The sequence below is a fragment of the Nesterenkonia sp. PF2B19 genome (genome assembly GCF_001758425.2).
Classification (GTDB): domain Bacteria; phylum Actinomycetota; class Actinomycetes; order Actinomycetales; family Micrococcaceae; genus Nesterenkonia; species Nesterenkonia aethiopica.
On record NZ_MDSS02000028.1, the window covers coordinates 30693 to 45297 of the forward strand.

Sequence of the window (14605 nt, forward strand, 5' to 3'; positions counted from 1 at the left end):
AGAACGCGCGGTGGATAGCCTGTGCCGGCCCACTGGCCGGAGGTCTCTGCGCGAGCGCATTGATCCTGCTGTCGGCAGGTGGCCCGGGGGTGACCTGGGGCGCGTGGATCGCCATGGCTCAGCAGTGTCTCTCGCTCCTGCCGGTCAGTCCGGATGGGCGGGACATCTGGCGGAACTCGACCCGCCGGTAAGTCCGCAACGTGTGGCGCGGCGCTGGGGAATGCGTCACACTGCGGGGCGTACGGTGGGACGAGCCTGACGCCAGGCCACCTGCCGTACGCCCCTCTGATCTTGCCTCAGGAGAACCATGCCCCGTCCGGATGCCCCTGTCTCCAGCTTCACCCTCGGCCCCGCGCTGCTGTTCTGCCCCGGCAGCCGCCCCGACCGCTTCGGCAAGGCCGCCGAGCGCTCGGACGCCGTCATCGTGGACCTGGAGGACGCGGTCACCACTGCGGAGAAGCCCGCTGCCCGTGCCGCCGCCGTCACAGCCATCACCGGTGGGGACGATGACGTCCCCGCCCTCGATCCCGCCGTCACCGTGGTCCGTCTCAACGGCGTCTCCTTCGGGGAGCTCGACGCCGACCTGGCCGCCCTGGAAGGAAGCCCGGTGCGGCACGTGGTGGTCGCCAAGGCGGAGGACCTCGGCGTGCTCGACCACGTCGCCGCAGCCCTGCCTGACGCCCGACTGATCCCTCAGGTCGAGAGCCCCATCGGAGTGCTCAACGCCCCCGCGCTGGCCTCCCACCCCGCCGTCGAGGCCCTGTTCTGGGGCACCGAGGACATGATCGCCGGACTCGGCGGGACCACCGCCCGCACCGCCGACGGAGCCTATCGGTCGGTGATCCGACACATCCGCCACAGCGTGCTCATCGCCGCCGGGGCGGCCGGCGTCCCCGCCCTGGACGCCATCAACACCGGCATTCGGGACCTGCCGCGGCTGGCCGCCGAGGCGGAGGACGCCTGCGCCAGCGGCTTCGTGGCCAAGGCCTGCGTCCACCCGCATCAGGTGGAGACCGTGCGTCGCGCCTACACCCCGGACGCCGGGGAGGTGGAGTGGGCCAAGGCCCTGCTGGTGGCCCTGCGCCAGGAGGCCGGCGCCGACGCCGACCCCCTCACCGTCGGCGCGTTCAGCTTCCGTGGGCAGATGGTCGACGCCCCGGTGGCGCTGCAGGCGCAGCGGATCATGGCGCGATACGACGCCACCCGCGTGCACCAGCCCGGAGAATGAGAGAATCAGCAGGCGAGCCCAGCGATCATGCCCAGATCTGCCGATGACCTCCTGATCTGAAAGGACCCCCATGTTCCCCGGCTTCTACGAGGAGATCCACGAGGAGTTCCGCGAGGTGGTGCGTGAGTTCGTCACCCGCGAGGTGGCCCCGCACTACCGGCGCTGGGACGCTGAGCACATGATGGACCGAGCCGTCTGGGAGGCCGCCGCGGAGAACGGGCTGCTCGGCCTCGCCGTGGGGGAGGACCACGGCGGCATGGGACTAGATGACTACCGCTTCCGCATGGTCGTCGATGAGGAGCTCGCCCGGGTCGACGCCCTCGGCCTGGCCCTGGCGCTGCACCTCCACGACGACTGGGTGCTGCCGGCCCTGCTGCGCTTCGGCTCGCCGGAGCAGCAGGAGAGGTGGCTCCCGCAGTTCATGGACTCCAGCTTCATCGCCTCCGTGGCGTTCACCGAGCCCGGCGCCGGGTCCGACCTGCGCGGTGTGCGCACCAAGGCCGTCCGCGACGGCGAGGACTGGGTGCTCGACGGCCAGAAGACCTTCATCGGCAACGGCATCTCCGGCGACGGCGCCCTCGTGCTGGCCCGCACCGACGGCTCGGACGTCAAGCAGCGCGGAGGGGCGGGCTCCTTCAGCCTGTTCCTGGTGGAGAAGGCGGACAACCCCGGCTACCAGGTGGGCACCCAGCTGGACAAGATGGGGCTCAAGGCCTCCGACACTGCCGAGCTGTTCTTCTCCGGGGTCCGGGCCCCCGCGGCGAACCTCATCGGTGAGGAGGGGCAGGGCCTGCAGATCGCCAAGGCGATCCTGCCGCAGGGGCGGCTGGCGGTGGCCACCTCCGCCGCCGTCGTCGCCGCGGAGGTGCTGCGCCAGACCGTGGCCTACGTCCAGGAGCGCCAGGCCTTCGACCGCCCGGTAGCCGAGTATCAGAACACCCGGTTCCGCCTGGCGGAGCTGCAGGTCTCCCTGGAGGCCACCCAACGCTACGTGGCCGCCGCCGTGGAGCGGTTCAACGCCGGTGAGCTCGACGTCGTCGAGGCCTCCAAGGCCAAGATGTGGGCGACCGAGCGGGCCAAGGAGAGCATCGACGCCTGCCTGCAGCTGCACGGCGGCTACGGCTACATCCTCGAGTACCCGGTGGCGCAGGCCTACCTGGCGGTGCGTCTGATGACCATCTTCGGCGGCAGCTCCGAGATCCTGCGGGAGACCGTGGCCGGGGACCTGCTGGCCTGAGCCCTCGGTCGGCGGTCTCCCGCCGTCTCAGGCTCGGGTGACCTCGGTCGGCGCCTCGAAGCGCAGGACCGCCGCGACGCCGTCCGGCAGCTCGGCTCGTGTCACCGCGGCCTCGGCGTCCACGCGTGCCGCTGCGGCGATCAGCTCGTCCTCCTCCGGTGCGGACCGGTCCGCCTGGAGCAGCAGGGTGTCCACGCCGCCCATCTCGGCGGCCAGGCGGACGGCGGCGGCGCCCTCCGCCACGCGGTTCTCCGCGCGGGCCTGATCGAAACGTGAGGTCTGATCCTGGGATCGGCCCGCGGCGAGCCGCCGGGTGATCAGGAGCAGGTCCTCGGCCAGCGCCTCCTCGGCGGCCTCGTCGCCGATCCCTCCGCGTTCGGCGACGTGGGTGATGCTCTCCAGGGAAGCGGGGAGCTCTTCGGCCAGGGCGGTGCGCCCCTGGACCTCTCCGGCCAGCACGACGGCGTCGGGGCGCCATCGTGCCGCCAGGCTCTCCAGCCGCTCGGCCACGCTGCGGGCGTTCTGCGTGACGACCTCGTCGGCCCGACGCTGGATCTGCCGGTGGGACAGAGCGCCCTCGCGCGGCTTGTGGACCGAGCCGTCACCGGCACCCTCGACCTGCTGCTCGGCATCAGGCTCGGTGCTCAGGCCCTCGGCCACAGTCACGCGGCGCAGCGTCGCGCCCTCCTGGTCGGCCACGGCCACCAGCAGCACGGCCGATCCGGCGCGCTCCCGGACATAGTCACCCACGGCGGGAGCGTCGCCGACATGGGCCGCATCGCCCTGCCCCCGGGTCGCGTCCCAGGGCTCGTCGAGCAGGACGGTGTCGGCGTCGGCGACCAGCACCCTCCCCTCGGTGTGGATCTGGGTGGGATCCGTCTCGCCGCCGACCAGCGCGGCGTCCAGGGCTTCCAGCGCCTCGGCGGGAGCCCCGGCCTCCTCCAGGCGGCTCCGCAGGGCGTCCCAGCGCAGCCGCAGCTGGTGCTCGGCGTCCTCGGAGGGGGAGCTGCCCTGCAGGCAGACGGTGCTGAAGGGCGGGGTGTGGTCGATCAGCTGGGCGATCGGGGTGAGCTGCATCGTGAGTTCCTCCTCGTCCTCTCCACGAACCATGTCGAACCATGCCGAATCATGCCGGGCTGAGTCGATCGCGCGACCTCAGCCTCGGCGGTGTCCCCTCCGCGCCTCACCGGTGCATGCGTCCCGCCCTTCGAGGCTACCCATGCCCGGCGGGGCTGCGTCCAGGCCGACGTGCCCGCCCCGACTCTTAAGTCTTACAGTGATGCATAAATGGTCGTAGGATGAGGGGACCTGCCTGTGTGCCTCGCCCCGGGGTGCCGCCCTGAGTCCCTCGACGAACGGAATCCGTCATGACCACCACCCCCGCCCGGCCCGCCGCCGGCATCTCCGGCTCGAATCCCGCCGCCGTCCTGCATGCCGTCCACGATGTGCGCATCGAGGACCGCTCCGTGCCCCAGCCGGCGCCTCACGAAGTCCTCGTGGAGATCGGCGCGGTCGGGATCTGCGGCTCCGACGTCCACTACTACGAGCACGGCCGCATCGGGGACTTCGTGCTCACCAGTCCCATGGTCATCGGTCATGAGTCGGCTGGGCATGTGGTCGGTGTGGGTGAGGATGTCGACCCCGGGAGGGTGGGTGAGCTCGTCGCCCTGGAGCCCGGCATCCCCTGCAAGGCCTGTGAGCAGTGTCGCCAGGGGCGCTACAACCTGTGCCCTGACGTGCAGTTCTTCGCCACTCCGCCGGTGGACGGCTCCATCGCCCGCTTCGTCACCCTGGACGCCGCCTTCGCCCACCCCGCCCCGGAGAACCTCGACGCCGAGCAGGCCGCCATGGCCGAGCCGGTCTCAGTGGGGGTCTGGGCCTGCCGCAAGGCCGGGGTCAGCGTCGGCGACCGTGTGCTCATCACCGGGGCGGGCCCCGTGGGACTCTTCGCCGCCCAGGCCGCACGGGCCTTCGGGGCGCGCAGCGTCACGCTCACCGACCTCAACCCGCACCGCCTCGCCGTCGCCGACGACCTCGGCTTCCAGACCGTGCCCGGCGGCGCAGGCATCGAGGCTGAGCATGACGTGCTCTTCGAGTGCTCCGGCGCCGCTCCGGCCTTCGCCGCCGGGGTGCGCGCTCTCGCCCGCGCCGGTCGTGCGGTGGTCGTCGGTATGGGTGCTGAGATCCTGCCGCTGGAGGTCTTCGCCCTGCAGGGTCGTGAACTCACCATCAGCGGAGTGTTCCGCTACGCCAACTGCTACCCGGCCGCCCTGGAGCTGATCTCCCGGGAGGCGGTGGATGTGCGGCCGGTGATCACCCACCGTTTCGGGCTCGAGCAGACCGAGGAGGCGCTGACCCTGGCCGGCCGCGACCCCCAGGCGCTCAAGGCCGTCGTGCTGCCCGGGAGCTGACGCGTTCCTTGCGCTCGGGCTGCCCGAGGGGTCACTTTTCCATGCATCTCCATCGTCATGAAGCGGGCGGATTCTATGAGTCGTTGCACCAGCTGATGGTCAGCTGGTGAGGATGATGTCTCTCATCTTCTCAGCTGGGGTGGCCCACTGAAGTGTCTTACGAGGCCGACCATTGAGCAGGTGAGCAACGTGTTCAAGGTCCTCAGGGCCATGGACCGCCAGGTCTGTGCCTTTGGGGAAGTATTGACGCAGCAGGCCGTTGGTGTTCTCGTTCGATCCCCGTTGCCAGGGGCTGGCGGGATCACAGAAATACACCGGCAGTTCAGCTTCGATGGTGATCCTGTGATGCTGTGCCATCTCTGATCCTTGGTCCCAGGTCAGCGAACCACGAAGATGCTGCGGCAATCTGCTAATCTGAGCGGTCACCGCAGCAGCGACAGTCTCAGCGGTGTGATCCCCAGGCAGATGGCAGAGCATGACATAGCGGCTCTGGCGTTCAACGAGAGTCGCAATGGCCGAGCGGTTGCCTGCCCCCATGATCAGGTCTCCCTCCCAGTGGCCAGGAACGGACCGGTCCTCGATCTCAGCGGGCCGGTCGCTGATCATGATCATGTTCTGCCCCAGAGAGCGGGGCCTGCGCTGCTGGCCCTGCGGCTTCCGACGGGTACGTCCAGTCCGTAACGCGGTCTGGACTTCCTTCTTCAGCCCGCCGCGGGCTTGCAGGTAGAGGGCCTGGTAGATCGTCTCAGGGCACACGCGCATCTCCGGGGCATCGGGGAACTCTGTGACCAGGGTGGCACTGATCTGAGCCGGTGACCATTGCAGCGAAAGCTTCCGGGTCACCCACAAACGTAGTGGCGAGTCCCCGATGAGCTTGGCTCTCTTCGGTCGGGCACGGCGCTGTGCAGCCATTCGCTGAGCACCGTAGGGCATGTACCTGCCAGCACTATCACTGTTACGAGCGATCTCGCGACTGATCGTCGAATGTGGCCTGCCCAGCTGGGAAGCGATCTCCCGCATCGAGGTCCCCAGGGCCCGCAGATCACGGATCTTCTCCCGCTCGGCAAGGCTGAGGAACCGGGGATTAGTATCGGTGCCGGCAAGCAGCTGATGAGCACGCATTCTCCGGTTATACGCCCGGGTACCACCAGGGGCGGGCAGCGCGCCGGCGCCACCACGGATCTCTCGATCCCAGGTGTACCCGCTGGTCGCAGAGGCTCCCACAGCTATCGCCGCTGCACGTACAGAGCGGCCTTGTTGGCGCAGCTGATGAAACTGTTCCCGACCGGGATGTCGGGGTGCGCCATGGGGTCCATGCCGATCTCCAGTACGGGATTTCCGTACCCAACGCTTCACGGTCGAAAGTGAGACCCCGCATGCAACCGCCGCACAACGGAGGCTCATGCCCTGCTTGAGCAGAGCGATGACTCTGTCGAAGACATCATCGCCATGACGAAAGACTCGAGGACTAGGTTCAGTGGGCTCCACTGCGGCTCCTGATGAACAGGCCGGTGCAACCACCGATAGACCCCGCCGCGCGTCAGCCTCGGAAGATGCGTGGAAAAGTGACCCCTGAACGGCTGAAGCTCCCGGACCCGCTCACGGTTCCTCGGATGCCGCTCGCCGAAGCGCCTGCACGGCGTGATCCCAGGGGATGCGTTCCTGCTCGAGGCGCACGTCGCCGAGTTCATGGAGGGCGCTGAAGAGGTCACGTTCGACGCCGGTGAGATGCTCCGGCAGACCCCGCGGGGCGTTCCGGTGGTCCGGGACCGTGAGGTCCAGATTCGCGGTGAGCGTGGATCGGTCGGTCAGCACCGAGCGGGTGTGGGGGAGCCGACCCCGGACCCGGCTCAGAATGCGGAGCCCCTCGACGTCGAGGTCTCCCCAGTAGATCAGGTCAGCGGCGTGCAACCACGGCAACCGGTCCAGCAGCGGCGCCCCGGTGCTTCCAGGATTGTGCACTGCGATCACCCCGTCCATCTCCGGCAGGCCCAGCAGAGTCTGCAGATTCTCGACGACGATGGCGCGGCGGGGAGCGGTCTGCCACCGCGAGAGCTCCTCCACCGGTACGGTGAGGTCCCGCAGTCCCGCCGGTGCCAGAGCCGGGTCCAGCACTCGGATGCGGAGTGTCTGGGGCAGCCCCCGCAGGCCGAGATCCGTCCGGCCCGTCACGGAGGACGCCAGGGGCAGCACGAGTCTGCGGTGGGACTCGAGCCACTTGCTGTGGACGCCCCGCACCGGGATCTGACGGGGGAACAGGCCCGAGTCCGGATGTGCCAGCAACCATGCCAGCACCTCGCGGAGTCTGCCGTGTTCGTCCTGATCCAGGCCCGCGACCTCGGCCAGCCGACGCCGTACCGCGTCCCGGGAGGACCCTGCGCCCAACAGGTCCAACAGTTCGGCGGCACGATCCCGGGCGGCTGCCCAGTGGGCGCCGCGCCCCGCGAAGTGGGCGACGTCGTCGGGGCTCGGCAGCTCCAGGCGCACCGGAACCCGGTTCGTCCCGGCATTCGCCCAGCGTCGGGTCTCCCAGTGGAGCCGCGCGTCGCGGCTGAGGCCACGCTCGGCGGCCCGCCAGTCCCGCACCCAGGTCTGCACCTCCTCCCCGCGCTGCAGCACCACCGCCTCGGTGGGAGGGTGCAGGGGCAACGAAGCTGCAGTCTCCGTCTCCCCGTCCACGGCCCACTGGGAGAATCGTCGTCGGTAGCGGTTCTCCGTCTTCTTCCGCGCCGCCTCGACCCCGATCACCGTGATGTCTTTCGCCGAGGGGAGACGTTCATGTGGTGACCTCGAACAGCGTCTCGGCCGAGGTGTCCGGGGCGTCCTTCGGGTCGGCCCCGCCGTCGTGCCGACGAGCCTCCTCCCAGGTGACGGGCGTGGCGTGGGAGTCCTGCCCGTCCTGGCAGGTCACCAGCGCCACGCCACCCACGTAGTCCTCCAGCACCTGCAGCATCTTCAAGGGGGTCGCCAGGATCATGTGGAACCCGAACTCGGCGAAGATGTCCAACGCCATGCGGGTGAACGTGACATCGGACTTGTCGAACGCCTCATCCATGACGATGGAGCCGTAGGTGGGCACCTCTTCGGACTCCCGGGCCAGCTGGTAGCGCAGGGCTGCCGCCAGGCAGAAGACCACCAGCTTCTGCTTCTGCCCGCCGGAGCGGCCCTGCCCGGATTCGTGCCAGTCCACAACGACACCGTCGACATCCCGTTCCAACCCCAGGAACTTCACGTGCCGGCGGGTGTCGAGGCACTGGGTGCGCCAGCTGCGGTCCGCAGCCTCCGAGGAGCCCAGTTGCGTCATCACCCGATGCAGCACTTGGAAGCGTCGCTCGGCCTCCTCCCGGTCGTCCTCGAAAGCCAGCACATCGGCCGTGATGGACTGCAGGTCGTTCAGGAAGTCCTGGGCTACGGCAGGGCGGCTCGGGTCCACCCGGATCTCGAGGTGCCGGCCGGGAGAGAACGGGCTGCGGCGCAGGGAGTCGTTGATGGGGGCCACACGGTTCTTCACCTCCCGGGGTGCGCTGCGGATCCGTTCGGCCAGCAGGCCCACGTTCTGCTGGGACTGCTCACGCAGCATGTCGAAGAACCGCTGTTCGAAGTCCGGGAGGCGATCCGCCCGGAGACGCTCGAGGATCCGAAGATACTCACCGCGACCTCCGACGTCGGCGGTCGCCTCGGAGGCCTCCGCGGGCCATTCCACACGGAAGGAGTAGGCGATCTTCTCGATCTGTGAGGCGGCCTGTCGCAGCGCTTCGGCAGAGTCGCGGCCCCGTCGGCTCAGGCGTCGGCGACCTTCGCCGACTCAGCATCGATGCTCAGATGGGTGACCCGGCGTTCCGAACGGACCCGGGCGAACTCCTGAGCGAGCTGGTCGGCGATCTCCGGGGAGATCTCCGGCTGAGGCTCCGTGGAGAGCCGGGCCAGCTCCTCATCGATGCCCTCGAGCTGCGCCTGAGCCTGCATATGGGCCTTCAGTGCCGACTGGGAGGCCGCCCGTGCGTCACGGATCTCGCGCTCGGCCCGGTCCAGCCGGTGCTGGGCGGCCTTGAGGTCGCCGTCCTCGGTCAGCAGCGTCGCCTGCTCCTGCTCGGCCTGGCGCAGTTCGCGACGGCGGGCGGCGACGTCCAGTTCGGCCCACTGGAGTCCGCGTACCTCCTCGAGGGCCTCCCGACGTCGCTGGGCTCTGGAGCGCTCCCGTTCGGCGGCGCCCAGGGCGTCCTCCGCCCGGGAGACCTGCTGTTCGACCTCACGCAGGAGGCCGAGATAGTGCTCCACCTTCTGCTCGTTGTCGAAGCCGAGGATCCAGCTGCTCCGGTCGTCCACCGCCCGGCGGTCGTCCTTCTCATAGCTGCGGGCGCCACGTTTGACCTGCCCGGAACGGCTGACTCCGCGGGTGACCCCGGCCAGATCCTCCGGAGCGTCGACACAGGCGTAGTCGAAGCGGGAGGAGAGCTCCGCGTGCAGCCAGGGGGCGAACCGCCCCTCCGCCACCTCCACACGGTGGAGCAGCGACGACGGCGCAGCAGCCGGACGCGGCGGCTCCACCGCGGCGGGCACCACCTGATAGCGGAGGCGCGTGCCCAGGTGGGCGGCGTCGACGGCGGCTCGGACCGCGTCCTCATGGGCGGCAGGGACCAGCATGACGGTGGCCAAGGGGCGCAGCACGCGCTCCAGCGCACCTGTCCACTCGGAGTGCTCCTGCCGGACCTGCATCAGCTCGGCCGCATAGGGCAGAGTGCTCTCCGGCAGGTCGGTGATGCGCAGCACCGTCTCCCGGGCGCGCAGCAGACGGCGGTCGATGTTGGAGCGGCGGCCCCGCATCGCGTGGAGCTCATCCTGCAGCTCCTGCTTCCGGAACACCGCGCGGGACCGTTCCTCGTGGAGCTCGCTGACCCGTTGTGCAGCAGTGTCCTGCGTGGCATCGTCCTCGGCGAGGCTGCGGCCGGCCAGGTCCTGCATGGCGGTCAGCTCCGCATGGCTCTGGGGGCACTGCAGGCCGGCGGCCTCCAGCCGCGTCCGCACCCGCTCCTGACGGAGTTGGGTGTCCCGCAACCGCTCCTGACGGGAAACGATCTTGGCGGCCAACGCCTCCAGCTGGGCGCCGCCGCGGGCATCCAGGGCGCCCTGGGCGCTGCGCGGCGCTCCTCGGCGGACTCCAGCGCCAAGTCGGCCCGTGCGTGCTCCTCGGCGGCAGCCGCGGCGCCGGCGACGGCGGTATGGCGGGCCTCCTCCAGCAGCTGCACCTTGCGCCGACGGGTGAAGAGCTCGCGGGAGAGGCTCAGCTGTTCGATCTGGGCCAGCTCGGACTCGGCGTCGTCGTAGCGGCGGGACTGCTGCTCCAGCGGCGTGAGGTGCTCGATCTGGCGTCGAGCGGTCACGACCGCATGATGGGCTTCAGAGAGTTCGGCGAACTGCTCCACCGCTCGGTCGGCCAGAGCGAACGTCTCCGGCTCGTCCAACATGAAGCCGCGGAACAGGTCGTCCAGGCTGCCGAGGTTCTTCGCGGACTGGGTCTTGTGCAGCAGCAGCACCGCACGTTCACCCCCGATGCCGAGCTCCCGGGTGAACCGTGCGGCGAACCGGCTGTGCTGCTTGTGGACGAAGGCCTTGGGCATCGCCTGCTTCAGTGCGCGCTCCGAGATGCCGCGGGTCATGAACTGATCGAAGTCGCCCAGCTGCACCTCCTCATGGACGAGCACGTGCAGTTCGGAGAGGTCGGCGGGCCGGGCCGCAGTCCTGCGCGCATGGAAGAGCTTCACCAGGGAGCAGGTCCTGCCCAGACCGTTCCGATAGCGCAACAGGATGCCGCTCCAGGTGGCTCCGGTGCGCAGATAGCGTGTGGTGACCTCCCCGGTGTCCTCGTCAGCGCCGCGCGCATACGCTCCCCGGACGTAGGTGAGCTTGCTGCGGTCCGAGCCGCGGGAGGAGCCGTCAGCGGCCGCGGCGTTGAAGCTGGCCTTCCCTGTGGGAGTCAGCACGGCCGTGATGGCATCGACCACCGACGACTTCCCGGATCCGGACCGGCCGGTCAGCATGAACCCTCCCCGCGGAACGTGGATCCTGTGCAGGCCGTGGAAGGTGCCCCAGTTGACCAGCTGGAGTTCTTCCAGCCGCCACTGGCCGGGGTGCTGCGTCATGGGGTGTCCTCCGGGTTCTCGTCCGTCAGGTCCTTGTCCGTCAGGTCGTCGGCCGCCGGGTCTGGAGCGGTCGTCCCTTCAGCAGTCGTTCCTTCAGCGGTGTCGCTGTCTTCCTCCAGCGTCTCACCCTCCTCAGACATGCCGCCCTCGGCCATCCGGGCATAGACCGCGCGGAGCTGGCTGATCTCCTCAGGGCCGAAGATCAGGCGCAGCACCGGTGAGACTTCGTAGCGACCTTCGGTGGCCGTCGCTGGGGTCCGCTGCAGGATCCCCAGGTCCCTCATGGTCTTCCAGGAGGACCGGATGCGCTTGGTGAACAGGGCCGCGTCGGTGGACGTGGCCGCTCGGTACCCGGAGAGCTGCTCGAAGATCTCCTCCTGGCCGACGATCACCCGCTGGCCCGCGGGGGCGCTGACCAGCTCTCGCCGCAGATGCAGCAGCATCGCGGTGTCCATCAGCGTCAGCGATCGGGTGCGCACCACCTGGGGCGCGGAGCCGTCGTCGGCCTCCGCATTGCGCACGAACGCGACCCCGCGCTCGGTGTCGATCACCAGCTCGAGGAACAGGTCTGCCAACCTGGAACGCACGGCGTCCGTGTCGGCCAGCAGGGCTCGCCAGTTCTGCGACTGGCGCTCAGCGGAGATATAAGGCCCGGCGATCAGCGCGGCCAGGGCCCGGCGGGAGTCGGCGCGCAACGTGCCCGTGTCGCCGTCCCACAGCTGTGCCGCCGTCGGCGCGTCCTGATCGGTCTCAGTCATCGCAGGGGCTCCTTGAACAGGTGGACGGGCAGCACGGCGGCGCGAGCAGCCGCCACGGAGTCGGCAGGCTCCCAGCGGACCTCTTCATGCCGGTCAGGGACCATCACGGCGTGCCGTTCAGCGAGGTCGAGGAGGCCGACGACTGAGGCCACGCCCTGGCTGGCGGGCCGGTGGGAGAATACCTCAGCGATGGTGCAGGGGCCGTGGTCCCGCAGCACGGCGTTGACGGCGTCGATCAGCTCGGCTGTGTCGATCTCGGACTCCCGGACGCTGCGTCGCAGCTCCGCCACGTCCACCGGAGGAGCCTCGGACTCGACGACCTCCTCCGTGACGGCCGCATCCTGCGGGTCGTGCAGAGTCAGCGCGGAGACGGAAGACACCGGGACGCGTGTCAGGTTCAGCACGAAGCCGATCTCGCGGAACGGGCGGCAGCCCTGCTCGAAGAGCGTGTGCGCCTCCGAGGTGGCCGCACGCAGCAGCTGGTTGACCTGTCGTTCCTCGGCCAGCTCTTCCGACTGGACGAAACGCCGCAGGCTGCGGGACAGCGAGGTCATCACCTGATGGATCTCGCTGGAGGAGTCCTGCATGGCGGGCAGCAGCCGACGCAGCTGCGTGCGCTGCTCCGGAGTCAGACTTCGCGCGAACGGACGCTCCAGCAGCGCGTCGATGTCGTCGTCCAGCGCCGAGGTGCGTTCCGGGTCGAGCACGAGGGCGTAGAACGCCGCGAAGGAGCGGCCGGCCTCGGACTCCTGCAGCAGGTCCACACCCCGGAAGATGTCGTCCAGGACGGAGCCGCGGGACTGCGGTTCGTCGATGAGCTGCCTGCGCAGGCGGGAGTTCAGTGCTTCCAGCGAGGCCCGCAGGCGGGCGAAGTCCTCCGGGAGCTCCGCGGCCAGGGCGAGGACGTCGCCGGCCTGTTCTGCGGCGCGATCCGTCTCCAGGATCTCGACATCCCCGGACGCGAGGCGAGAGATCTCCTCATCCAGTCGGTCGCGCTCGGCGCGGAGCATCTCGATGCGCCGGCTCACATCCGGATCGGTCTCGATGCTGAGCTGACGGATGCGCTCCACGATGGTGGTCAGCCGCGACTCGGTGACGGAGCTGCGCGGCTCGGAGAGCTCCTGGACGAAGCGGATGGCCGCGAGTGCGCCGTCCGAGAGGGAGTAGAGCTCCTCCCGGGACTCAGTGGGCCGCCGGATGAGGAATCCGGCCTCCAGCCACGCCTTGCAGTACTGCAGGGCGGTCTGCGGCAGGTCGAAGCCGTGGGCGCGGAGTTCGTCGAGATCGGCCTCGACCGCGTCGATCAGGACGGCGGACGGTATCTCCCGGCGCGGGTCAGCGAGGTGGGCCCCGAGCACGGTGACGGCCACCGGGGCGTTCGCCGCGCGCAGCAGTGCCCAGGCGGTGCTGTGGTCGGCGAGGCGCCGTGTGGTCAGGGCGGCCCGGAGTGCAGTCATCTGTTCCATGGTAGGGCGGGCCGCCGACGTCGGGCGCCTGGGGTCTCTGTTGAGAGGTCACTTTCGCGTGCATCTCAGCCGTCGTGAAGCGCATCAGTGTCGGGAGATGTACGGGATTGTGACCCCTGGATGAGGTGCCTGCCTGGGGTTCAGCGCAGCCGCAGGCCCCGGTGGCGGTTCAGGGCGGCGTGCAGCTCGTGCCTCCGCGGCCGCGCCATCGCCCCCGGATGGCCCTGGTGCGGGGACAGGGCGTCCAGGCCCTGGGCGTCCATCCGGTGCAGCAGCTCCTCGACGATCTCGGCCACCGTGCGTCGTCCGTCGGCCAGTTCGGCGGCGCGATCCAGCGCGTGGGCCAGGGCGGCCGTCTGCAGGGGGTCCATCAGTTGGGAGACCGCGAGAGGTCGACGTCGTTACCGCCCTGCTGGATCACCGCCCGGCCGCGCGCCCGCGCGGGCTTGGGGCGGCCGCCTCGGCCGCGTCGCGCCCGGTTCGCTGTCGCTCCGCGGGGATCCGAGCTCGGGAACTCGTGGCGAGGCCGCCGCGAACAGCGTCTCCGTGGCCCCTTCCCCGCTGCCGACCGACGAGGTCGGCTCGGCCAGTGCCTTCGCCTGCTCGGTCACGTCGGTCGGCACATAGGAGTCGAGGGCGATCACGTGGTCGGCGACGTCGAAGAAGGCGCCGGAGCCGCCGGCCACCAGGACCGTGGAGACGCCCTGTTCGGTGTGCAGGGGGCGGATGCGCTCCACGAACGGGGTGATCGGCTCCCGGTCGGCCGGGATGAGCTGGCGCATGCGCTCGTCCCGGATCATGAAGTTCGTCGCCGAGGTGTCCTCGTCGATCAGCAGCACGTCGGCCTGCGCCTGGACGGCCTCCACCAGGGAGGCGGCCTGGGAGGTGGAGCCGGAGGCGTTGGTGGTGGAGAAGCGGCGGGTGTCGGTGCCGGAGGGCAGGTCCCCGATGAACGGGGAGATGTCCACACCGGTCACCGCGCGGCCGTCCTCGGCACGGATGGCGACGGCGTCGGGTCGGGTGATCACCCATTCGCGGCCGTCGCGCCCACATGCGGGTGCACGCCGCGTTCGATCGCCCGCAGCAGGGTGGACTTCCCGTGATAGCCGCCGCCGATGATCACTGTGATCCCCTCCGGGATCCCCATGCCCGTGACCTGGACTCCGCTGGGCAGGTCGAAGCTCACGCGCAGGGAGTCCGGAGAGCGGAACGGCGTGGCGGCCGAGGAGTCCAGAGGCAGGTCCGAGTCTCCGGCCCGGCGGGGCAGCAGGCGCCACGTCGCCCACGAAGGCCACCAGCCGGCCCCGGCGAGCTGGTCGCGCAGGTGCTGCTGGTCCCGGTGCAGGGTCACGTGGCGTCGCAGCG

At 69.9% G+C, this 14605-nt stretch carries 14 protein-coding genes and 1 pseudogene; 3 read left to right on the plus strand and 12 right to left on the minus strand.

Going from position 1 to position 14605, the window contains the following annotated elements; all coding sequences use genetic code 11:
• The first annotated feature begins 307 nt into the window (after positions 1 to 307).
• The gene (locus BCY76_RS09795; protein ID WP_070159081.1) at positions 308 to 1228 is read left to right on the plus strand and encodes an HpcH/HpaI aldolase/citrate lyase family protein; all 921 of its coding nucleotides are present in this window, start codon (positions 308 to 310) and stop codon (positions 1226 to 1228) included.
• Between the two features lie 70 nt (positions 1229 to 1298).
• A complete protein-coding gene (locus BCY76_RS09800) occupies positions 1299 to 2465 on the plus strand; it encodes an acyl-CoA dehydrogenase family protein (protein ID WP_070159080.1) in 1167 nt (388 codons plus the stop codon).
• Positions 2466 to 2492: 27 nt separating this feature from the next.
• Here BCY76_RS09800 and BCY76_RS09805 read toward each other — a convergent pair whose 3' ends face one another.
• On the minus strand, positions 2493 to 3542 hold the full coding sequence (locus tag BCY76_RS09805; protein ID WP_070159104.1) for a baeRF2 domain-containing protein: 1050 nt from the start codon (positions 3540 to 3542) through the stop codon (positions 2493 to 2495).
• A gap of 290 nt (positions 3543 to 3832) precedes the next feature.
• On the opposite strand from BCY76_RS09805, the gene BCY76_RS09810 reads away from it, so the two are divergent.
• Positions 3833 to 4876, plus strand: a complete 1044-nt coding sequence (locus BCY76_RS09810; RefSeq protein WP_070159079.1) for an NAD(P)-dependent alcohol dehydrogenase — start codon at positions 3833 to 3835, stop codon at positions 4874 to 4876.
• 99 nt (positions 4877 to 4975) lie between these two features.
• Here the strand turns inward: BCY76_RS09810 and BCY76_RS09815 are convergent, their stop codons facing one another.
• The 11 genes and pseudogenes from BCY76_RS09815 to BCY76_RS19935 form a co-directional block, all read right to left on the minus strand.
• On the minus strand, positions 4976 to 6142 hold the full coding sequence (locus tag BCY76_RS09815) for an IS30 family transposase (protein ID WP_442935355.1): 1167 nt from the start codon (positions 6140 to 6142) through the stop codon (positions 4976 to 4978).
• A gap of 72 nt (positions 6143 to 6214) precedes the next feature.
• Positions 6215 to 6397, minus strand: a pseudogene (locus BCY76_RS19930) (helix-turn-helix domain-containing protein); the annotation flags it as partial.
• A 78-nt stretch (positions 6398 to 6475) separates the two neighbouring features.
• Entirely contained in the window at positions 6476 to 7624 is a 1149-nt protein-coding gene (locus BCY76_RS09820) for a Wadjet anti-phage system protein JetD domain-containing protein (RefSeq protein WP_083277346.1), read from the minus strand.
• A 28-nt stretch (positions 7625 to 7652) separates the two neighbouring features.
• The gene (locus tag BCY76_RS09825; RefSeq protein ID WP_070159077.1) at positions 7653 to 8579 is read right to left on the minus strand and encodes an SbcC/MukB-like Walker B domain-containing protein; all 927 of its coding nucleotides are present in this window, start codon (positions 8577 to 8579) and stop codon (positions 7653 to 7655) included.
• Positions 8580 to 8656: 77 nt separating this feature from the next.
• Positions 8657 to 9901 (minus strand): hypothetical protein, encoded by a 1245-nt coding sequence (locus tag BCY76_RS09830; protein ID WP_085437594.1) that lies wholly within the window; start codon positions 9899 to 9901, stop codon positions 8657 to 8659.
• Positions 9844 to 11016, minus strand: coding sequence for an ATP-binding protein (locus tag BCY76_RS09835; RefSeq protein ID WP_085437595.1), 1173 nt, complete (start codon positions 11014 to 11016; stop codon positions 9844 to 9846). Before BCY76_RS09835 ends, BCY76_RS09830 begins: the two co-directional genes overlap by 58 nt.
• Positions 11013 to 11774, minus strand: coding sequence for a DUF4194 domain-containing protein (locus tag BCY76_RS09840; RefSeq protein WP_070159075.1), 762 nt, complete (start codon positions 11772 to 11774; stop codon positions 11013 to 11015). Before BCY76_RS09840 ends, BCY76_RS09835 begins: the two co-directional genes overlap by 4 nt.
• Positions 11771 to 13231, minus strand: coding sequence for a DUF3375 domain-containing protein (locus tag BCY76_RS09845; RefSeq protein ID WP_070159074.1), 1461 nt, complete (start codon positions 13229 to 13231; stop codon positions 11771 to 11773). The genes BCY76_RS09840 and BCY76_RS09845 overlap by 4 nt, the downstream gene beginning before the upstream one ends.
• Positions 13232 to 13380: 149 nt before the next feature.
• Entirely contained in the window at positions 13381 to 13611 is a 231-nt protein-coding gene (locus BCY76_RS19315) for a hypothetical protein (RefSeq protein ID WP_237090083.1), read from the minus strand.
• Between the two features lie 30 nt (positions 13612 to 13641).
• Positions 13642 to 14268, minus strand: coding sequence for a P-loop domain-containing protein (locus BCY76_RS09850; protein WP_272896832.1), 627 nt, complete (start codon positions 14266 to 14268; stop codon positions 13642 to 13644).
• Positions 14265 to 14605: P-loop domain-containing protein (locus BCY76_RS19935; RefSeq protein WP_272896833.1), on the minus strand; the 341-nt coding region annotated here is incomplete at its 5' end. The genes BCY76_RS19935 and BCY76_RS09850, both read right to left, overlap by 4 nt.

What these genes read in the sequence shown, in the direction of transcription:
- BCY76_RS09795 (WP_070159081.1), top strand. Translation starts at nt 308, where the DNA reads ATGCCCCGTCCGGATGCCCCTGTCTCCAGCTTCACCCTCGGCCCCGCG.
- BCY76_RS09840 (WP_070159075.1), bottom strand. Translation starts at nt 11,774, where the DNA reads ATGACTGAGACCGATCAGGACGCGCCGACGGCGGCACAGCTGTGGGAC.
- BCY76_RS09835 (WP_085437595.1), bottom strand. Translation starts at nt 11,016, where the DNA reads ATGACGCAGCACCCCGGCCAGTGGCGGCTGGAAGAACTCCAGCTGGTC.
- BCY76_RS09800 (WP_070159080.1), top strand. Translation starts at nt 1,299, where the DNA reads ATGTTCCCCGGCTTCTACGAGGAGATCCACGAGGAGTTCCGCGAGGTG.
- BCY76_RS09805 (WP_070159104.1), bottom strand. Translation starts at nt 3,542, where the DNA reads ATGCAGCTCACCCCGATCGCCCAGCTGATCGACCACACCCCGCCCTTC.
- BCY76_RS09845 (WP_070159074.1), bottom strand. Translation starts at nt 13,231, where the DNA reads ATGACTGCACTCCGGGCCGCCCTGACCACACGGCGCCTCGCCGACCAC.
- BCY76_RS19315 (WP_237090083.1), bottom strand. Translation starts at nt 13,611, where the DNA reads ATGGACCCCCTGCAGACGGCCGCCCTGGCCCACGCGCTGGATCGCGCC.
- BCY76_RS09810 (WP_070159079.1), top strand. Translation starts at nt 3,833, where the DNA reads ATGACCACCACCCCCGCCCGGCCCGCCGCCGGCATCTCCGGCTCGAAT.